Origin of the sequence: Micromonospora sp. WMMD1082 (assembly GCF_029626175.1) — a bacterium.
GTDB lineage: Bacteria > Actinomycetota > Actinomycetes > Mycobacteriales > Micromonosporaceae > Micromonospora.
The window spans coordinates 2,859,617-2,879,081 of record NZ_JARUBM010000002.1 but is presented as its reverse complement, the minus strand read 5'-3'; the positions used below and the strand labels follow the sequence as shown (position 1 = coordinate 2,879,081).

Sequence of the window (19,465 nt, the reverse complement as noted above, 5' to 3'; positions counted from 1 at the left end):
CACCGATCAACCGAATCGACGCACCCGCGCGTCGAGATGTTCCCGGGCCGCCGGCGGGGTCTGCTCGGCGAACGTCTCCAGGGCCGCCCGCGCCTCGTCGGAGACCCGCGCCGGAACCACCACGTCGAGGGTGACCAGCAGGTCACCCGTCTGACCGTCCCGGCGGCTGACCCCCTTGCCCCGGGCCCGCAGGATCCGACCGCTCGGCGTACCCGGCGGCACCCGCAGGGTCACCGCGCCGTCGAGGGTCGGCACCCGCAGGTCGGTGCCGAGCACGGCCTCCGCGAACGTGATCGGAACGGTCAGGGTGAGGTCGTCGCCGGTGCGCCCGAACAGCTCGTCCGGCCGGACCTTCACGTGCACGAAGAGGTCGCCGGCCGGCCCGCCCCGCTCGCCCGGCTCACCGCGGCCGGCCAGCCGGATCCGCTGGCCGTCGGCCACGCCGGCGGGAAAGCGGACGTTGAGCGTACGGGTCTTGGTGACCCCGCCGGTGCCCTGGCACTCCGGGCACTTCTCGTCCACCACCGTGCCGACGCCCTGGCAGTTGCGGCACGGCTCGGAGAAGCTGAACGCACCCTGGTTCCGGGTGGTGACCCCGGCGCCGTGGCAGACCGGGCAGGTCCGTGGCAGGGTGCCGGGCTTGGCGCCGTTGCCGTGACAGGTGTCGCAGACGCCCGGCGCCCGCAGCGTCAGCGGCAGGGTCACACCCCGGACCGCGTCGTCGAAGTCGAGCGCCACCTCGGTCTCGATGTCCCGACCTCGGGCCGGGCCGGGTGCGCCGCCGCCGGCCCCGCCGCCTCCACCGCCCGAGAAGATCGAGCTGAACAGGTCGGAGATGCCGCCACCGGCGAACCGGCCACCGCCGGACTGCGCGCCACCGAACAGGTCGGAGACGTCAAACGGCACGCCACCCGGCTGGCCCGCCTGGCGGGCGCCACGCCGGAACGCGCCGGACCCGAACAGCGAGCGCATCTCGTCGTACTCGCGGCGCTTCGCGTCGTCGCCGAGCACCGCGTACGCCTCGGAGACCGCCTTGAAGCGCTCCTCGGCTCTGGCGTCACCGGGGTTGTGGTCCGGGTGCGACTCGCGGGCCAGCTTGCGGTACGCCTTCTTGATCTCGTCAGCGGGCGCGGTCTTCGCCACGCCCAGGACCGCGTAGTAGTCCTTCTCGATCCAGTCCTTCGAACTCACCCGTGCACCTCCTCCCCGCCTCCGGGCCCGGACCGCCCCGCCCGCCAGGTCTCGGCGAGCGGGGCGGCCGGGTCACCGTCGGGCACTATTCCGGCTCGGCGACCGCGACCATCGCCGGCCGCAGCAGCCGCTCACCGATCTGGTAGCCCCGACGCATCACCTGCACGCAGGTCGGCTCGGTGACGTCGGCCGAGGTCTGGTGGGCCACCGCCTCGTGCCGGGTCGGATCGAAGGGATCACCCTGCTCACCGAACGGGGTCAGCCCGAACTTGCCCAACGCGGTGGTCAGCTGCTCGGCCACCGAACCGAACGGGCCGACCAGGTCACCGTGCTCCCGGGCGCGGTCGAGGTCGTCCAGGATCGGCAGCAGCGCGGCGAGCACCGAGCCGGTCGCCTGCTCGGTGACCAGGCCACGGTCGCGCTCGACCCGCTTGCGGTAGTTGGCGTACTCGGCCGACACCCGCTGCAGGTCGCGCGTGCGCTCCTCCAACTCGGCGCGAAGCGCCGCCAGCTCGGCACCGGGCCTGCCGCCGGCCGGCTCGGACGACTCCCCGACCGGCTGCGCCGGAGAGTCCACCACCGGCGGCGCCTCGGCCGAGGAGGCGTCACTGAGCGCGCTCGCCTCGACCTCGATTGAGTCGACCACGACCTCGGCCTCCTCGACCAGGCCCTCGGCCGGGACATCCGAGCCGGCGTCCGCGGCCGTACCCTCGGGCTCGCCGACCCGGCTGATCTTCCGGTTGTTGCGGATGACGACCCGCGGCGCGTCGCCGGCGGCCGGCTCGGACGCCGAGCCACCCGGCGCCGACCCGGTGCGACCCGGGCCGGCGGCTCGTGGCTTCTCCGTCATACGACTACCTCATCCCTCTGCCCGTGAGCTCGGATCGCCAGGACCGTCACTTCTTGTCCTCGTCGACGATCTCCGCGTCGACCACGTCGTCGGCACCGGGCCGCGCGCCGCCGGCCTGCGCACCGCCGGCCGCACCGGCACCGGCCGCGCCGGCCGCACCGGCACCGGGCTCGCCGCCCGCCTGGGCCTGCTCGGCCTGCTGGGCGTAGAGCAGCGAGCCCGCCTCCTGGGAGACCTGCGCGAGCTGCTCGTGCGCCGACTTGATCTTATCGATGTCGCTGCCACCGAGGGCACCGCGCAGCTCGCCGAGGGCGTCGTTGAGCTTCTCGCGGTTCTCGGCCGGGAGCTTGTCACCGTTCTCGGCGAGGAACTTCTCGGTCTGCCACTGCAGGGCCTCGGCCACGTTGCGGCTCTCGGCCTCGTCGCGGCGGCGCTTGTCCTCCTCCGCGTGCTCCTCGGCGTCCCGGCGCATCCGCTCGATGTCGTCCTTCGGCAGCGAGGAGCCGCCGGTGATCGTCATCTTCTGTTCCTTGCCGGTGCCCAGGTCCTTGGCGTGGACGTTCACGATGCCGTTGGCGTCGATGTCGAAGGTGACCTCGATCTGCGGCACACCGCGCGGGGCCGGCGGAAGGCCGGTCAGCTCGAAGGTGCCGAGCTTCTTGTTGTACGCGGCGATCTCGCGCTCGCCCTGGAAGACCTGGATCAGCACCGACGGCTGGTTGTCGTCGGCGGTGGTGAACACCTCGGAGCGCTTGGTCGGGATGGTGGTGTTGCGCTCGATCAGCTTGGTGAAGATGCCGCCCTTGGTCTCGATGCCCAGGCTCAGCGGGGTCACGTCGAGCAGCAGGACGTCCTTGACCTCGCCCTTGAGCACACCGGCCTGCAGAGCGGCGCCGACGGCGACGACCTCGTCGGGGTTGACGCCCTTGTTGGGCTCCTTGCCGGTGAGCTGCTTGACCAGCTCGGTCACGGCCGGCATCCGGGTCGAGCCGCCGACCAGGATCACGTGGTCGACGTCGGAGACCTTGATGCCCGCGTCCTTCACGGCCTGCTCGAACGGGCCCTTGCAGCGGTCCAGCAGGTCCTGCGTCATCCGCTGGAACTCGGCCCGGCTGAGCGTGACGTCCAGGTGCAGCGGACCGGCCGCCCCGGCGGTGATGTACGGCAGGTTGATGTTGGTCGTGGTGGCGGCGGACAGCTCGATCTTGGCCTTCTCGGCGGCCTCCTTGAGCCGCTGCATCGCCATCTTGTCCTGCGACAGGTCGATGCCGTGCTCGCCCCGGAAGGTCTTCACCAGGTGATCCATGATCCGCTGGTCCCAGTCGTCGCCACCGAGCAGGTTGTCACCGCTGGTGGACTTGACCTCGATGACGCCCTCGGCCAGCTCCAGCAGCGACACGTCGAAGGTGCCACCACCGAGGTCGAAGACCAGGACGGTCTGCTCCTTGGAGCCCTTGTCCAGCCCGTACGCCAGGGCGGCCGCGGTCGGCTCGTTGACGATCCGCAGCACGTTGAAGCCGGCGATCTCGCCGGCCTCCTTGGTGGCCTGACGCTGGCCGTCGTTGAAGTAGGCCGGGACGGTGATCACCGCGTCGGTGATCTGCTCGCCCAGGTATGCCTCGGCGTCCCGCTTGAGCTTCATCAGCGTCCGGGCGGAGATCTCCTGCGGGGTGTACTTCTTTCCGTCGATGTCGACGGACCAGCTGGTGCCGATCTCCCGCTTGACCGAGCGGATCGTCCGGTCCGGGTTCGTCACCGCCTGGCGCTTGGCGACCTCACCGACGAGCACCTCCCCGTTGCGGGCGAACGCGACGATCGACGGGGTCGTCCGCGAGCCCTCCGCGTTGGCGATGACGGTGGGCTCACCGCCCTCCAGGACGCTGACGCAGGAGTTCGTCGTGCCGAGGTCGATACCGACCGCACGTGCCATCTTCGCTTCCTCGCTTCGTAACGTTGAGCAGGTGACGGGCCCTCCCGTCGCGCTGCGCGGCGGGCGCCGCCCTCGGCGACCCCACCTCGACTTGAGTGAACTTGACTCAATAGTGCCACGCCCTCGAGAATCGTCAAGTCAGGGTTGAGTCGGATAGGCGCAACCCGTCAGTCGCTACCGATCGGTTGTCTTACCTTTGTCGGTCGGGCACGCTTTAGCGGTGACGACGAACGGCGATCCCGCCTCACTGTCCGGCTCGCCCGCCGTCGCAGCCCGCACCGGACCTGCCGGCGCCGGGGAGGACCGGCCCGCGGCCAGCGGGGACGCCGCCCTATCCGACGCCCTGACCGGCCTGCGTGCCGCGATCGGCGCGGCCCGGTTCCCGTTGGCCCTGCCCTCCGCCGAGGCGGCCAGGCGCAGCGCCGCCGCCCTCGCCGACCAGCTCGACGACTACCTGCTGCCCCGCCTCTCCCGCCTCGACGCCCCACTGCTCGTGGTGGTCGGCGGTTCCACCGGCGCGGGCAAGTCGACCCTGGTCAACAGCCTGGTGCAGGCCAGGGTCAGCGCCGCCGGTGTGTTGCGGCCCACCACCCGCTCCCCGGTCCTGGTCTGCAGCCCCACCGACTCGGCCTGGTTCCGTCGGGGTGAACTGCTGCCCGGACTGACCCGCACCAACCAGCCCAGCGCGGATCCCCGCACCCTGCACCTGGTCACCGCCCCGGCGCTCGCCCCCGGGCTGGCCTTCCTGGACGCCCCCGACATCGACTCGGTGGTCGACGCCAACCGGGCGTTGGCCGGCCAGCTGCTCGCGGCCGCCGACCTCTGGCTCTTCGTCACCACCGCCGCGCGGTACGCCGACGCCGTCCCCTGGGAACTGCTGCGCGGCGCGCGGGCCCGAGGTGCCGCGATCGCCCTGGTGCTCGACCGGGTTCCCGTGGAGGCGACCGACGAGGTCGCCGCCCACCTCGCCGAGATGCTCGCCGAGCAGGAGCTCGGCTCGGCGCCGCTGTTCGTGCTGCCGGAGACGTGGGTCGACGGGCAGGGCCTGCTGCCCGGCCGGGTCACCGCACCGCTGGCGGACTGGTTCGCCCGGCTCGCCGCCGACGCGGAGGCCCGCTCGGCGGTGGTCCGGCAGACGCTGGGCGGCGCGCTGGCCACCCTGCAGCCCTCCGTCGAGAGCCTCGCCGCCGCCGCCGAGGAGCAGGTGACCGCCGCCAACGCGATGGACGAGCGGGTACTCGCGGCGTACCGCGCCGCGAGCCGCACGGTCGAGCAGGGGCTGCGCGACGGGCGGCTGCTCCGTGGCGAGGTGCTCGCCCGCTGGCAGGAGTTCATCGGCACCAGCGACTTCTTCCGCACCCTGGAGGCGCGGATCGGCCGGCTACGGGACCGGGTCATCGCCGCGTTCTCCCGACGCCCGGCCCCCGCCGTCGAGCTGCGCGACGCGATCGAGTCACAGCTGGTGACCCTGTTGCGGGGCGTGGCCGCCGAGGCGGCCGAGCACGCGTACACCGGGTGGAAGGCGCACCCGGCCGGCGCGGCGCTGCTCGAACCGGAGCTTGCCCACCACTCCGCCGACCTGCCCGAGCGCGCCGAGCGGCTGGTCCGGGACTGGCAGCGCGGCGTGCTGGAGCTGGTCCGGGCCGAGGGCGGTGACCGGCGCTTCGTGGCCCGGACGGCGGCGTACGCGGTCAACGCCACCGGGTTGGTCGTGATGATCGCGGTCTTCGCCTCCACCGCGTTCATCCCGACCGGGCTGGAGGTCGCCACCGGCGCCGGCACCACCATCGCCGGCCAGGCGGTCCTCCAGGCCATCTTCGGCGACCAGGCCGTGCGTACGCTGGCCAACAAGGCCCGCGAGGACCTGCTGAACCGCGTGTCTGTCCTGCTCGACACCGAGGCCGCCCGCTACCTCGCCCGGACCGAGCAGGCCCGCCCCGCAGCCCGCACCGCCACCGCCCTGCGCCGAGCAGCCAACCGGGTGGAAACGGCCAGACTCCACAGCAACTTCCCCACCCCCGTCCCCCCGCCCCAACCCCCGGTTGATCATGAAGTTGTTGTTCCGGAGACCGGCGTGTCGGGGCAACAACTTCATGATCAACCGAGTCGGTGGGGGGCGAACGGTCCGGTGGCGGGGCGGGAACGGCCGTGACCGGGATGGGTGGGCGCCTCCGGGAGGCGCTGCGGATCGCCGACGGGCGGGTGGACCCGGACCAGCTGGTCGCCCGGCTGGAGGCGGTGCGGCGGTTCCTCGGCATCGTCGACGGCCACCTGCCGGACACTCCACTCGGTCCGGCCCGCACCCTGGTCGAACGGGCCGGTGCCCGGTTGGCGCTGTCCCGCAACCACACCGTGGTGGCCCTGGCCGGCGCGACCGGCAGCGGCAAGTCGAGCCTGTTCAACGCGATGGCCGGGATGGACCTGTCACCCGTCGGGGTACGCCGGCCCACCACCGGCGTCACCCACGCCTGCGTCTGGGGGCCGCTCGACGGTGGCACCCGGCTGCTCGACTGGCTCGGCGTACTGCCGCGGCACCGATTCGTCCGGGAGAGCCTGCTGGACGGCGACGACGAGTCCACCCTGCACGGGCTGATCCTGCTCGACCTGCCGGACTTCGACTCCATCGCGCACGCGCACCGGCTGGAGGTGGACCGGCTGCTCGGCCTGGTGGACCTCGTGGTCTGGGTGGTCGACCCGCAGAAGTACGCCGACCGGGTGATGCACCGCAGCTACCTCCGCGAGTTCCGCCAGCACCGGGACGTCACCGTGGTGGTGCTCAACCAAACCGACCGGCTGCCCCCGGCCGATGTGCCCCGGGTCCTCACCGACCTGCGCCGACTGCTCGACGCGGACGGGCTGGACGGGGTACCGCTGCTGGCCACCACGGTCGCCGACCCGGTCGGCCCGGAAGCGCTTCGGGCCGCACTGGAGCGCACCGTCGCCGAGCGGCAGGCCGCGCTGCGCCGCCTCTCCGGCGACGTGGACGCCGTCGTCGTCGCGCTGGACGACATGGTCGGCGCGCCCCGCACGGCGCTCCCCGCGGACGACCCCGCCGTTGCCGCGCTGGACCGCGCGCTGGGGGCGGCGGCCGGGGTGCCGACGGTCGTGGAGGCGGTCGAGCAGGCGTACCGGCACCGTGCCGCGTCGGCCACCGGCTGGCCGTTGGTACGGCTCTGGCGGCGGCTGCGGGCCGATCCGCTGCGCCGGCTGCACCTGCCCGGGCCGCAGGGCGCCCCGGGAGACCCGGCGGGGAGCCTGGTCGCCGCGACGTCCGTACCCGAGCCCAGCGCGGCCGACAAGTCCGCGCTGGCCCTGGCGCTGCGGACGGTGGCCGAGCGGGCCGGGGACGGGCTGCCGAGCGCCTGGCCCGACGCGATGACCGCGGCGGCCCGGTCCCGAATCGGCGACCTGCCGGACGCCCTGGACCGCGCGCTCGCCAGCGCCGACCTCGGCATGAGCCGTCCCCGGCGCTGGTGGCAACTGGTCAACGGGGTGCAGTGGCTGGTGACGCTCGCCGCGGTGGCCGGGCTGGGCTGGCTGGTCCTCGGCTACGCGATGCGGGCGCTGGGATTGCCGGAGCTGCGGCACCCGATGGTCGGTGAGGTGCCGGTGCCGACACTGCTGCTGCTCGGCGGGCTACTGGCCGGGCTGGCCGTCACGGCCCTGAGCCGCCCGCTGGTGCGGTGGGCCGCCCGGCGGGCCCGCCAGCGGGCCGAGGCGCAACTGACCCGGGCGATCGCCCTCGTCGCCGACGAGCACGTGCTCGCCCCGGTGCGGGCGGTGATCGCCGCGCACGCCGACGCGCGCACCGTCCTGGAGGTCGCCCGGCACCGGTAGACGCCCGCGTCCGACGTTCCCACACCCAACGGTCCGGTTACCCGGGGTGACCGCGTGGGCTCGCCGGTCGGTTCGCTCGTCACATGGCCGGCCGGCGAGCGGCGTAGGGTCGTGTCATGGCCACGCCACAGACCCCCTACGACGCGGTGCTGCACGCCGCACGCGACGTGACCAAGCTCGACTCGGCCCTCGACGCGGAGATGCTCGGCGCGGCACTGTTGGGCAGCGTGTACGAGATCGCCGAGACGGACCGGGAGACGGCGGTACGGGAGTTCGTCGGTGGATTCCTCGCCGCCACCTCGCGACGGCGGGCGGCCGCGGCGACCACGGTACGGGCCGTCTTCGCCGCCCTGGTGCCCGACGCGGACGGCGCGGACCGGGTCCGCCCCGGCGCCACCGCGCCGGCCTGGTCCGGGCAGCTCGGCAAGGTGCACCTCACCGGCACCTGGGCGTACGGCGACGTGTACGGCGACCAGACCTCCTACCTGGCCACCTTCGCCTACGACGACGCCACGGGAGGGCCGGAGCACGCGCTGGTGGCGCTCGTCGACCACAACATCGGCATCACCAAGGACGTCTTCGTCGGCGGGCCGGCCGGGCGGATCCTGGAGCAGGTCCGGCGGTTGTGCGCCGACGACGAGCTGACCTGGTTCCGGGAGGAGAGCCCGACCCGAATGCGCGACGAGGTGAGCCGGCACCTGGCGGTCACCGACCATCTGGGGCAGCTGCCCGGCGCCGCCTCGCTGGCCACGGACCGTGCCCTCGTGGGAGCCCGGCTGGCCGTCCTGCCGGCCACGACCGCGCCACCGCCCCGGCAGGCCGACGAACCGCTGCCGGATGCCGCCCGGTCCGCCGAGATCCGCCGCTTCCTGGCCTCGCCGGACGCGGCCCGGGCCGGGCTGGACGCCGTCGACGGCGGCGAACTGGCCTCCCTGCACTTCTGTCTGGGCCTGTTGCTCGACCACGCGGCCACCTTCCCGGACGCCGATCCGTTGCGGTGGAGCCCGACCGTCGCCGGGCTCTTCCTGCTCGACTGGGTGCACCGTCGGGCCGTGCTGGACATGGACGACGCGGCGATGCTGCCCCGGGTGCTGCGCGCCTGGGCCGGGTACGCGGCCCGCATGCGCGGGCTGCCCGAGCCGGCCGCGGCCGCGACGGACGCCGCGATCGAGGAGATGGTGCCGGAGTTCGTCCGGCTCTACGCGACCGGTGAGCGGCGCAGCCCGGCCACGGCCGCCGTGGCCCAGTTGATGGCCGACGGCGTCGACCCGGACGACCCGGCCGCCCTCGACGCCTGGATCGAGGCGAACCGGCACCGCCTCTCCGACGACGGCTGAGCGGCGCGCGGGAGACCTCCCGCCCGACCGCACCTCACCGGGCCGCCGGGAGGCCGGCGCTCTCCGACGAGTCTGCGCCGGGCCGCCGGCGGTCCCGCAGGCGGATCCGTGCCCGGGGACGTGCGCTGCCGTTGCGCTCCGGCGTGGTGGGCAGCACCGGCTCGGTGACCACGCTGGTCGGCGCGGACTCCGGCGTGGGAAAGCCGCCGGTAGGCGTGGATCCCGGCGTGGGGACGCCGCCGGTCGGGCCAGTCGATGCGGACGGCTCCACCGACGCGGGTGGCCCGGCGGACGCGTCCGGGTCCGTCGTCACAGGGGGATCGCCAGACGCGCTCGGATCTGTCGTCGCCGGCGGAGCACTCGACACGTCCGGGTCCGTCGTCGCAGGCGGAGCACTGGACACGCTGGGGTCCGTCGTCACGGGCGGAGCACTCGACGCGCTCGGGTCGGTGGTCACCGGCGGGACGCTCGACGCGCTCGGATCGACGGGGTCGCTCGGGTCGACGGACGCCGTGGGCGGGTCGGGCTCGCCGGTCGGCGCGGGGGAACCGGCCGTCGGGGACGGCGAGGGCGTCGGAGACGGCGAGGGCGTCGGGGACGGCGTCAGGGTGCGGGTCGGGGTGGGTGCCGGCCGCGGCGCGGGGGTGGTGGTGGGCGGCCGGGGCGCGGGGATGCTCGCCGGCGGCTCGGGGCGACGTGCCGGCGACTGTTCGCCCGGTGTGCCGGTGGGCACCGGGCGCGGTGTCTGCACCAGCACGTCGACCGGCGGGCCCACCATCTCGACCGGCGGGCGCATCGTCGCGGTGGCCGTCGGCACACCGGTGGGTGGCGGCGGGATCACCACCGGGCCGACCGAGGGCGTCGGGATGAACCGGGTGCTGCTGTCCGGCAGTGCCGTGCTGCCGACGGTGGCCGAGCCGGTGCTGATCGCGGCGAGGACCGGCATCGAGGCCGTGCCGGCGAGCAGCGCCACGGTCAGCAGGTAACCCCGGGTCGGTCCGGCGGTACGCGCGGCCCGGTGTGCGCCCACCACGCGGCGGTAGCCGCCGGGCGCCCGGTGCCGGCCGAGGATCGGCGCCCCGGGACCTTCACCTGGATCGGACACCACGCAACTCCTCGTCGTCGCCCCTGGCCGGTGCCGCCCGGTGCGGCCCCCGGCGGACCGCCGGAGCTGGATCCGGCCCGCCCGAACAGCCTGGGACAGTGACTCTGTGTAGGCCAACCCCACACCGCGTGTCGACACGCGTATCTGGCCGAATGGTGACTAACCATCACCGGATCGGTCGCGCGTCGCTCGACCAGACACTCCGGCTGTTCGGGTAACGAAGCGGGCCGGTCACGGGACGTGGGGCAGGTGGAGTGTGGGACGCCTCACCTCTGATGCGAATATGGAGCCACGACGGCAGCGCAGCCGTGACCTCCGCGCACCCACGCGGTAGGCGCGACTGCACGCCGGCCTCCCGAACCGGGTTCGGCCAGAATCCGGCTCACGCCGCGCGGCAACCCCTACCGGGGCTAGGCGCGGCCGCCAGGAACCATCCCGGCACCAGCCGGGGCGGGCGCACGAGTCGCGCGGCCGGGTGACCCCCCGGTGCCGACGCAGACACGACAGGGAGAGACGGATGGCAAAGGGCGACCCCGGGGCACCGGCCCGCGGCCGGCGAGCCGCGCCCCGATCCAGGAAGGCCACGACCGGCGATCCGGAGCTGGTGCAGCTGCTCACGCCCTCCGGCGAGCGGATCGAGAGCGTGACCGGCCCGGACGGCACGGAGTACCGCGTCGACTTCACCGACGAGGAGTATCGCGGCCTCTACCGCGATCTGGTGCTCGTCCGGAAGCTGGACGCCGAGGCGACGGCGCTGCAACGCCAGGGTGAGCTGGGCATCTGGGCGAGCCTGCTCGGCCAGGAGGCGGCCCAGGTCGGCTCGGGACGGGCCCTGCGTACACAGGACATGGCCTTCCCCACCTACCGCGAGCACGGCGTGCTCTACTGCCGGGGCATCGACCCGATCATGCCGCTCGGCCTGTTCCGTGGCGTCGACCAGGGCGGCTGGGATCCGAACGAGTTCAAGTTCAACATGTACACGATCGTGATCGGGGCGCAGACCCTGCACGCGACGGGGTACGCCATGGGCGTCGCGATGGACGGCCGGACCGGCAGCGACGACGGCGAGGCGGTGATCGCCTACTTCGGCGACGGCGCCACCAGCCAGGGCGACGTCAACGAGGCGTTCGTCTGGGCCGGCGTGTTCAACTCCCCGCTGGTGTTCTTCTGCCAGAACAACCAGTACGCCATCTCCGAGCCGCTGGAGCGGCAGACCCGCATCCCCCTCTACCGGCGCGCCGCCGGCTTCGGCTTCCCCGGCATCCGGGTCGACGGCAACGACGTGCTGGCCACGTACGCGGTGACCCGGCACGCGCTGGACAACGCCCGCCACGGGCAGGGCCCGAGCCTGATCGAGGCGTACACCTACCGGATGGGGGCGCACACCACCTCCGACGACCCGACCCGCTACCGCATCGCCAGCGAGGTCGAGGCGTGGCAGGCCAAGGACCCGATCGCCCGGGTCAAGGCGTTCCTGGAGCGGGAGAAGATCGCCGACGCCGGCTTCTTCGCCGAGGTCGACGAGCAGGCCCGCCGGGAGGCGGTGGACCTGCGCGAGCGGGTGCTGGCCATGCCGAACCCGGAGCCCGCCACGATGTTCGACCACGTCTACCCCAACGGGTCGCCGCTGCTGGACGAGCAGCGCGCGCAGTTCAGCCGGTACCTGGAGTCGTTCGAGGGGAGTGCGCACTGATGGCCACAGAAACGCTCACCCTCGGCAAGGCCCTCAACGTCGGCCTGCGCAGGGCCCTGGAGAACGACCCGAAGGTCGTCGTCATGGGCGAGGACGTCGGCAAGCTCGGCGGCGTCTTCCGGATCACCGACGGGTTGCAGAAGGACTTCGGCGACCAGCGGGTGATCGACACCCCGCTCGCCGAGTCCGGCATCATCGGCACCGCGGTCGGCCTGGCCATCCGCGGCTACCGCCCGGTCTGCGAGATCCAGTTCGACGGCTTCGTCTACCCGGCGTACGACCAGATCGTGTCGCAGGTGGCGAAGATGCACTACCGCTCGCGGGGCAAGCTGAACATCCCGATGGTCATCCGGATCCCGTTCGGTGGCGGCATCGGCGCGGTGGAACACCACTCCGAGTCGCCCGAGGCGTACTTCGCGCACACCGCCGGTCTGAAGGTCGTCTCCTGCGCCAGCCCGCAGGACGCGTACGTGATGATCCAGCAGGCGATCGCCTCGGACGACCCGATCGTGTTCCTGGAGCCGAAGCGGCGCTACTGGGAGAAGGGGCAGGTCGACCTGGACGCCCCGCTGTCCGGGGCGTACCCGCTGCACGCGTCCCGGGTTGCCCGGGCCGGCACCGACGTGACCCTGCTGGCGTACGGCCCGATGGTGCGGACCTGCCTGGACGCGGCGACCGCCGCCGCCGAGGACGGCCGCAACCTGGAGGTCGTCGACCTGCGCACACTCTCCCCGCTGGACCTCGGCGTGGTGTACGAGTCGGTGCGGCGCACCGGCCGCGCGGTGGTGGTGCACGAGGCGCCGTCCAACGTCGGTCTGGGCGCGGAGATCGCGGCACGGATCACCGAGGAGTGCTTCTACTCGCTGGAGTCGCCGGTGCTGCGGGTGACCGGCTTCGACACTCCCTACCCGGCGGCCCGGGTGGAGGAGGAGTATCTTCCCGACCTCGACCGGGTGCTCGACGCCGTCGACCGCACCTTCGGCTGGTGAGCGGCATGTCGCGGATCAAGGAGTTCAACCTGCCCGACCTGGGCGAGGGCCTGACCGAGGGCGAGATCCTCAGCTGGCTGGTCAAGGTGGGCGACACGATCGAGCTGAACCAGCCGATCGTCGAGGTGGAGACGGCCAAGGCGGCGGTCGAGATCCCGGCGAAGTGGGCCGGCCAGGTCCAGGCGATCTTCCATCCCGAGGGCACCACCGTCGAGGTCGGTACGCCGATCATCGCGATCGACACCGACCCGGGGGCCGGGCCGGTCGAGTCCTCGACCACCGGTGCGCCCGCCGCCGACCTGCCCACCCCGTCGGCGGCCTCGCTGGCCGCGGTCGAGGTGGCGCCGGCCGAGGGCGCGGTCGAGCCGGGCCTGATCGGCGGCCCCGCCCCGGGCGGGCGCACGGCGGTCCTCGTCGGCTACGGCCCGCGTACCACCGCGGCCAAGCGCCGTCCCCGCAAGGGCGGCCTCCCGCCCCGGGCCGCCACCGTGCCCGCCCCGGTCCAGGCCGTGCCGGCACCGGTCGCCCCGCCCGCGCCGGTCTCCCCGGCGGCACCCGCGCCCGTGCCGGCGGTGAACGGCAACGGTCACGTCGGCGGTGCGGTGCTGGCCAAGCCGCCGGTCCGCAAGCTCGCCAAGGATCTCGGCGTGGACCTGGGCACGCTGACCGGGTCGGGGCCGTCGGGCTCGATCACCCGGGAGGACGTACAGCGGGCGGCGTCGGCCCCGGCGGCGGCCGAGCCGCTGACGGTCACCGCGCCGGCCACCACCGCGGCGAGCTTCGGCGCGGACCGCGAGCAGCGCATCCCGGTCAAGGGGGTACGCAGGCTCACCGCCGAGAACATGTCCCGCTCGGCGTTCACCGCCCCGCACGTCACCGAGTTCCTGACGGTCGACGTGACCCGGGCGATGAAGGCACTGGACCGGCTGCGCGGGCGGCGGGAGTGGCGCGACGTCCGCGTCTCGCCGCTGCTGCTGGTCGCCAAGGCGGTGCTGCTGGCGGTCAGGCGGCACCCGATGGTCAACTCCAGCTGGGCCGGCGACGAGATCGTCGTCAAGGAGTACGTCAACCTGGGCATCGCGGCGGCCACCGAGCGCGGCCTGATCGTGCCGAACGTCAAGGACGCCGGCCGGTTGACCCTGCGGGAACTGGCGGAGGCGTTGAACGACCTGGTGCAGACGGCCAAGGCCGGCAGGACCTCGCCGGCCGACATGGGCGGCGGCACCCTGACCATCACCAACGTCGGAGTGTTCGGGGTGGACACCGGCACGCCGATCCTGCCCCCGGGTGAGGCGGCGATCCTGGCCTTCGGCGCGGTCCGCGAGCTGCCCTGGGCGCACAAGGGCAAGGTCAAGCCGCGCCTGGTCACCACGCTGGGCCTCTCCTTCGACCACCGGATCATCGACGGTGAGCTGGGTTCGAAGTTCCTGCGCGACGTGGGTGACTTCCTGGCCGATCCCGAGGCGGCGCTGCTCGCCTGGACCTGACGCCGCACCACGGTGACGGCCGGTGTGCCACGGGTTAACGCCCGGCACACCGGCCGTTGCCTTTTGTCGAAGAAATCCCCCTCGCCAACCGCGAGATGCCTAAGATTCTTAGGCGGGTGGCCCAACTCACCTAACAATCACTGGATACTCGGCCCTGGTTGCGCTTCAATGGATATCGACGACGGGACGACAACCGAATAGCCAGGAGGAGAGACCCCATGAGCATGATCGAGCGAATCCGCAGCCGCCGCGACGCCAGCCGCCGCGCCCGCGCAATCGAGCGGGCCCTGCGTTCCGCCAGCTCGCCCGCGGTCCGCGACGAGATCCTCGCGATCGCCCAGCGTCACATGCACTGACGCCACCAGACGTTATCCGCCTCCTCCAGATCGACGACCCGCCCGGGCGACCGGGCGGGTCGTCGGCGTTATGAGCGGGCGCTGACACCGGGATACCGCCCCGCCGCAGCGCCCGGTACGGTGGGGCTCGGTCGTCGTCCGCGCCCCGGGCCAGGCCGAGGCGATGGAAGCACCTCGACACTGCCCGGCGACGGACAGTGACGGCTGACGCTCCCCGGAAGCCCTTGGGCGACCACCGGGATACGGTGCGGGGAGCCGGCACGGCCGGTACGCCGGCACCGCCGGCTGCCCTGCCGAGACATCGGCAACGGCGGCCGACATGTGATGGAGGAGGCGCACGCATGACGTCCGAAGGCCCGCACCGCCCCGGCCACGAGCCGGACGAGGTGCCGCCGGGCGGCGGCGGACCGGCGCCGTACGGCGACCGACCGGCCCAGCAGGACAGCGGGTACGGCGCAAGCGCCCCCGACCTGGGTTGGGCCCCCCCGCCACCCACCCGCCCCGACGCGTCCGCGCCGTCCTGGGCGAACCAGCCGGGCAACGCGTGGGGCAGCGCCCAGGCAACCCGGCAGGCGGAAGCGCAGCCTGCCCCGGGTTGGCCCCCGGCCGGCGCGTCCGCATCGGACCAGCCGGCCTGGGCGAACGGCGCCCAGACCAGCCCGGCCTGGGCCACGGATCCGGCCACTTCGGACACCGCCCAGCCCGCAGAGTGGACGCCGAACCAGCCCGCGCCGAGCCAGCCCGACTGGGCCGGTAACCACCCGGCGTCTCATCAACCGGGCTGGGCCGACGAGCAGCCCGGCTCCGGTCAGCCCGGCGGATGGGCCGGTGGCCAGCAGCCGGAATGGAGCCCGACGCCCCGTACCGAAGACCAGACTCCCGGCTGGGCCTCGGCCGCGAGCCCGCCCGAGCCCGCCCAGCCCGGCTGGGCCCAGACCGACCAGCCGATGCCCACCCGCGCCGAGTCTGCGGCCCGGGCCACCGCTCAGGTACCGCCGGCCGACGCCGCCGCGCAGCAGCACCGGCCCGCCGACGGCGCGGCCCGCGCCGACGCGTGGCCGCAAGAGCAGCAGGAACAGCCGGGCTGGGCCACCGGTCAGCGGCGCGAGCCCACCGCCGGCGGCTGGGCCGGTGAGCAGCCGGCCGAAGGCTGGCACCCCGGCAGCGAGCGACCGCAGTGGGCGACGCCGGCCCAGGAACGGCCGGCAGGGGCGTGGACGCCCGCCGAGCCCACCGGGTCCGCCCGGCCGGACGACGCCGCACCGCCGTCCTGGAGCCCTGCCCAGGAGCCACTACCCTCGCGTACCGCCAGCGACCGGCCGCGGCCCGACATCGAGCCGTGGGCGCCCGGCGAGGCGTGGGGCAACGCCGGTACGGCAGAGCCCGCCTCCGCCCGGGGGGACGCCGAGCCCGACCCCGTTCGGTCCGATGATGCTCCCGCCTACCAGCCCGCACCCGCCCCGGGTATCTCGCCGGCCAACATGGTGCCGTTGCCGCCGCAGGAGCAGCGGGTGCCCGGTGCCAGCCTGGCCGCCACGCCACCCGGCGACTACGCCCAGCCGACGCCGTTGCGCGACGACCAGAGCGGTCAGGGCGGACAGGGCGCCCGCCCTGGCGCCGACCTGCCGGGCGGGGCCATGGGCTGGCCTCAGCCCGAGGCGCGGTACGACAGCCCGCAGTCGCCGGCCGGGCCGGCCATCCCCGCGCCCCGCACATCGCCAGAGGCCGAGGAGCGGGCCACGCCGGCACCGGCCGGTGGCGGTGTCACGGCAAGTGCCTCGGTGCCGCTGGCCAGCAGGGTGATGCCCCCGGCCGACCACGCGGCGCGCCCGACCGGCTCGGCCGCGCCACAGCCGCGTGTGTACGGCCGGCCGGCCCGCCCCGAGCAGGCCGAGGAGCCGGCCCAGGAGCGGGACGTGCAGCCGCTGGTGCCCCGCTTCGACCAGAGCCCGGAGCGGTTCGACCAGGCCCCCGAGCCGCGGTTCGGCGATCGGGAGCCGCCGGTCGGCGGTCCGAACGCCTTCGCTGGCTCGGCTGCCGCCGCGCCTCCGGCGGCCCCGCCGGCCTTCCCACCGGGGATGCCCTCCTTCGTCGACCCACCGCCCAGCAACCGGCCCGCCAACGGCGTACGGCCGCACGCCGAGCCGGAGCGTCCGGCGGACCGGTTCGGCGGCCCGCCCGGCGATCCGTTCGGTGGCCCGGGCAACGATCCGTTCGGCCCCCCCGAGCGGCCGGGCGGCGCGTACGGCTCTCCCGTGCGACCCGGAACGGACGGTACGCACACCTCGACGTTCCCGCCGCCACCACAGTCCGCGCCGCCGTGGAGCCCGGGGCCGTCGGCTCCGGACTCGGAGCAGGGCCGCTTCGACGCGTTCAAGCCGGTCGCCGAGCCGGCCCCGGAAAATCCGGTGCCGAAGGTACGCAACGGACGGGTGCTCGCCGCGGTGCTGGTCGCCGCCGTGCTCATCCTGGCCATCCCACTCGGCCTGCTCATGCTCCTCGGCATGGTCGGTGGATCGGACGAGGCGGGCGGGTTCGACCCGCCGATCGGGTCCTGCGTCAAGCGCTCCGGCGAGAGTGCGGTGGCCGCCGCCGACTGCGCCGAGGCGGACGCCTTCACGGTGGTGTCGAAGGTCGAGTCGAAGGACAAGTGCCCCGACCCGGCCATGCCGCATGTGGACCTGCGCGGCGCCACCGCCAACCCGGTGCTCTGCCTGAAGCAGGCAACCGAGGGCTGATCCGCGTACGCGAGGCGGGGTCACGGGCAACCGTGACCCCGGACCAGGCACCGTACCGCGGCCTCTCCACCTCCCGTCGGGCTGGCGGGCGCTCGCGCGTAGGGCACGATAGGACCATGAGTGCACGCGTACGAGCGCCCGAGCTTCGGGGCCGGGGCTGGTTGAACACCGGGGGGCGGGAGCTGACCCTCGCCGACCTGCGGGGCAAGATCGCGATAGCGGATTTCTGGACCTTCTGCTGCATCAACTGCCTGCACGTGCTGGACGAGCTGCGCCCGCTGGAAGAGAAGTACGCCGACGTGCTCGTGGTGATCGGCGTGCACTCGCCGAAGTTCGAGCACGAGAAGGACCCCGAGGCGCTGGCCGCCGCCGTCGAGCGGTACGGCGTCCATCACCCCGTGCTCGACGATCCCGAGCTGGACATGTGGCAGCAGTACGCGGCCCGCGCCTGGCCGACCCTCGCGGTGATCGACCCGGAGGGGTACGTGGTCGCCACGATGGCCGGCGAGGGTCACGCCGAAGGGTTGGCCCGGCTGATCGACGACCTGATCGCCACCCACGAGGCCAAGGGCACGCTGCACCGGGGCGACGGCCCCTACGTACCGCCGGTCGAGCCGCAGACCACGCTCCGCTTCCCGGGCAAGGCGGTGGCCCTGCCCGACGGCGGCCTGCTGGTCTCCGACTCGGCCCGGCACCGGGTGGTCGAGCTGGCCGCCGACGGTGAGACCGTCGTGCGTACCATCGGCACCGGCAGCCGGGGCCGGGCCGATGGGCCGGCCGGTGCCGCCACCTTCTCGGAGCCGCAGGGGCTGTGCCTGCTCCCGCCGCACGTCGCCGAGGTCGCCGGCTACGACCTGGTGGTCGCCGACACCGTCAACCATCTGCTGCGCGGTGTACGCCTGGCTACCGGCGAGGTGGTCACCGTGGCCGGCACCGGGCGGCAGTGGCGGTCCACGGTCGACGACCACGCGCACGACGCGCTCTCGGTCGACCTCTCCTCCCCCTGGGACCTCGCCTGGTACGACGACAAGCTCGTCGTCGCCATGGCCGGCATCCACCAGCTCTGGTGGTTCGACCCGATCAAGCGCACCGCCGGCATGTACGCCGGCACCACCGTGGAGGCGCTGCGCGACGGGCCGCTGGCCGAGGCGTGGATGGCCCAGCCCTCCGGGCTCGCCGCCTCCGCCGACGGCACCCGGCTCTGGGTCGCCGACAGCGAGACCAGTGCCATCCGGTACGTCGAGAACAGCGTCATGGGCACCGCCGTCGGCCAGGGCCTCTTCGACTTCGGCCACGTGGACGGGCCGGCCGCGCAGGCCCTGCTGCAGCACCCGCTCGGCGTCCTGGCCCTGCCCGACGGCTCGGTGCTGATCGCCGACACGTACAACGGTGCCGTGCGCCGCTACGACCCGGCGACCGATCGGGTCGCCACCGTCGCGAGCGATCTCGCCGAGCCGAGTGACCTGGTCCTCACCCCGGACGGCGCGGTGCTGGTGGTGGAGTCCGCGGCGCACCGGATCACCCGGCTGGCCCCCGGCGCGCTCTCGGCGGCGGGCGCGGACACCGTCGACGGTCCGCGGCACCGTACCGAACGCCAACCGACCGACCTGGCCGCCGGCCAGGTCCTGCTGGATGTCATCTTCACCCCGGCGCCTGGTCAGAAGCTGGACGAGACGTTCGGGCCGTCCACCCGGCTGGTGGTCTCCGCGTCGCCGCCCGAGCTGCTGGTCGAGGGGGCGGGCAGCGGCACCGAGCTGTCCCGTCGCCTGGTGATCGACGGCTCGGTGACCGAGGGGGTGCTCCAGGTGACCGCCCAGGCGGCGACCTGCGACGCCGATGTGGAGCACGCGGCCTGCCACCTGACCCGGCAGGACTGGGGCGTACCGGTGCGGGTGGTGGCCGACGGCGCCGCCCGCCTCCCGCTGGTCCTGCGCGGCCTGGACGCCGGCTGA

The 19,465-nt window shown here is 73.9% G+C and carries 14 protein-coding genes; 10 read left to right on the top strand and 4 right to left on the bottom strand.

Going from position 1 to position 19,465, the window contains the following annotated elements; all coding sequences use genetic code 11:
- Nucleotides 1–6: 6 nt before the first annotated feature.
- From dnaJ to dnaK, 3 genes are all read right to left on the bottom strand, one after another.
- On the bottom strand, nucleotides 7–1,191 hold the full coding sequence (gene dnaJ, locus O7615_RS13265) for a molecular chaperone DnaJ (RefSeq protein ID WP_278177798.1): 1,185 nt from the start codon (nucleotides 1,189–1,191) through the stop codon (nucleotides 7–9).
- Nucleotides 1,192–1,276: 85 nt separating this feature from the next.
- On the bottom strand, nucleotides 1,277–2,041 hold the full coding sequence (gene grpE, locus O7615_RS13260; RefSeq protein WP_278177797.1) for a nucleotide exchange factor GrpE: 765 nt from the start codon (nucleotides 2,039–2,041) through the stop codon (nucleotides 1,277–1,279).
- A 46-nt stretch (nucleotides 2,042–2,087) separates the two neighbouring features.
- Nucleotides 2,088–3,971, bottom strand: coding sequence for a molecular chaperone DnaK (gene dnaK, locus O7615_RS13255; protein ID WP_278177796.1), 1,884 nt, complete (start codon nucleotides 3,969–3,971; stop codon nucleotides 2,088–2,090).
- A gap of 220 nt (nucleotides 3,972–4,191) precedes the next feature.
- Between dnaK and O7615_RS13250 the strand changes: the two genes are divergently transcribed.
- From O7615_RS13250 to O7615_RS13240, 3 genes are all read left to right on the top strand, one after another.
- Entirely contained in the window at nucleotides 4,192–6,123 is a 1,932-nt protein-coding gene (locus tag O7615_RS13250; protein ID WP_278177795.1) for an ABC transporter, read from the top strand.
- 5 nt (nucleotides 6,124–6,128) lie between these two features.
- Entirely contained in the window at nucleotides 6,129–7,808 is a 1,680-nt protein-coding gene (locus O7615_RS13245) for a GTPase (protein ID WP_278177794.1), read from the top strand.
- Nucleotides 7,809–7,924: 116 nt separating this feature from the next.
- Nucleotides 7,925–9,145 carry a hypothetical protein gene (locus O7615_RS13240; RefSeq protein ID WP_278177793.1) on the top strand — a complete coding sequence of 407 codons (1,221 nt, stop codon included), beginning with the start codon at nucleotides 7,925–7,927 and terminating at the stop codon, nucleotides 9,143–9,145.
- 34 nt (nucleotides 9,146–9,179) lie between these two features.
- Here the strand turns inward: O7615_RS13240 and O7615_RS13235 are convergent, their stop codons facing one another.
- Nucleotides 9,180–9,458, bottom strand: a complete 279-nt coding sequence (locus tag O7615_RS13235; protein ID WP_278177791.1) for a hypothetical protein — start codon at nucleotides 9,456–9,458, stop codon at nucleotides 9,180–9,182.
- A 136-nt stretch (nucleotides 9,459–9,594) separates the two neighbouring features.
- Here O7615_RS13235 and O7615_RS13230 point away from each other — a divergent pair, with 136 nt between their 5' ends.
- The 7 genes from O7615_RS13230 (at nucleotide 9,595) to O7615_RS13200 (ending at nucleotide 19,465) form a co-directional block, all read left to right on the top strand.
- Entirely contained in the window at nucleotides 9,595–10,131 is a 537-nt protein-coding gene (locus tag O7615_RS13230) for a hypothetical protein (protein WP_278177789.1), read from the top strand.
- A gap of 636 nt (nucleotides 10,132–10,767) precedes the next feature.
- Nucleotides 10,768–11,943 carry a pyruvate dehydrogenase (acetyl-transferring) E1 component subunit alpha gene (pdhA, locus tag O7615_RS13225; RefSeq protein ID WP_278177788.1) on the top strand — a complete coding sequence of 392 codons (1,176 nt, stop codon included), beginning with the start codon at nucleotides 10,768–10,770 and terminating at the stop codon, nucleotides 11,941–11,943.
- The gene (locus O7615_RS13220; protein ID WP_278177787.1) at nucleotides 11,943–12,932 is read left to right on the top strand and encodes an alpha-ketoacid dehydrogenase subunit beta; all 990 of its coding nucleotides are present in this window, start codon (nucleotides 11,943–11,945) and stop codon (nucleotides 12,930–12,932) included. The genes pdhA and O7615_RS13220 overlap by 1 nt, the downstream gene beginning before the upstream one ends.
- A gap of 5 nt (nucleotides 12,933–12,937) precedes the next feature.
- A complete protein-coding gene (locus tag O7615_RS13215; protein ID WP_278182089.1) occupies nucleotides 12,938–14,419 on the top strand; it encodes a dihydrolipoamide acetyltransferase family protein in 1,482 nt (493 codons plus the stop codon).
- 218 nt (nucleotides 14,420–14,637) lie between these two features.
- Complete coding sequence (locus O7615_RS13210; protein WP_278177786.1) at nucleotides 14,638–14,775, top strand: hypothetical protein; 138 nt, start codon at nucleotides 14,638–14,640, stop codon at nucleotides 14,773–14,775.
- A 341-nt stretch (nucleotides 14,776–15,116) separates the two neighbouring features.
- Nucleotides 15,117–17,513 (top strand): hypothetical protein, encoded by a 2,397-nt coding sequence (locus tag O7615_RS13205; RefSeq protein WP_278177784.1) that lies wholly within the window; start codon nucleotides 15,117–15,119, stop codon nucleotides 17,511–17,513.
- Nucleotides 17,514–17,629: 116 nt separating this feature from the next.
- Entirely contained in the window at nucleotides 17,630–19,465 is a 1,836-nt protein-coding gene (locus O7615_RS13200; RefSeq protein WP_278177782.1) for an NHL domain-containing thioredoxin family protein, read from the top strand.